The organism is Moraxella sp. VT-16-12 (assembly GCF_002224245.2).
Classification (GTDB): Bacteria; Pseudomonadota; Gammaproteobacteria; order Pseudomonadales; family Moraxellaceae; genus Moraxella.
Genome location: NZ_NKHK02000039.1, coordinates 1 through 456, shown reverse-complemented (window position 1 = coordinate 456; position 456 = coordinate 1). Strand labels below are relative to the sequence as shown.

Annotated in this window: 1 protein-coding gene; it reads right to left on the bottom strand. The window is 25.9% G+C overall.

What is annotated here, in order from left to right:
- Window positions 1-194 precede the first annotated feature (194 nt).
- Window positions 195-456 (bottom strand): hypothetical protein (locus tag CEW93_RS10655; protein WP_222432749.1); only part of this gene is annotated, 262 nt, incomplete at its 5' end.

Here is a 456-nt window from a genome sequence, read left to right as displayed (position 1 = left end):
AATAATCCGATAAATTCTATTGGAACTAAAGATAAAATTAATATAATGATTTTTAACCATTTCATTTTAAAATTTCTCTTTTCAATATTATTTTTCCTTCAATATCATTTTATTAATATAATTAGGTAAAAGTCTACGCTGTCTTTAAGTGATAGATGAATGATCTCTATTTTTTATTATGTTATACATTTATATTATTTTCTGTAAGGTTCTGATTCTAAAAGATATTTATAATAGGAGTCTTTCTTTTGTAAATCTGTTTCCCCCCATACCTTATATTCTTTATCATCTGTCCATGGTGCTGGTGCTGGTGTCACGTTATACTCATACTCACTATATGGTTGATCTTTAAAAGCAATATCTTTTTCAGCATATCCCATCATAATATTAAAACTCATTTTTTCATTTTTTATTTTTTTATCCCAACCCTTACGTTCTATAACGTGATCGATGATT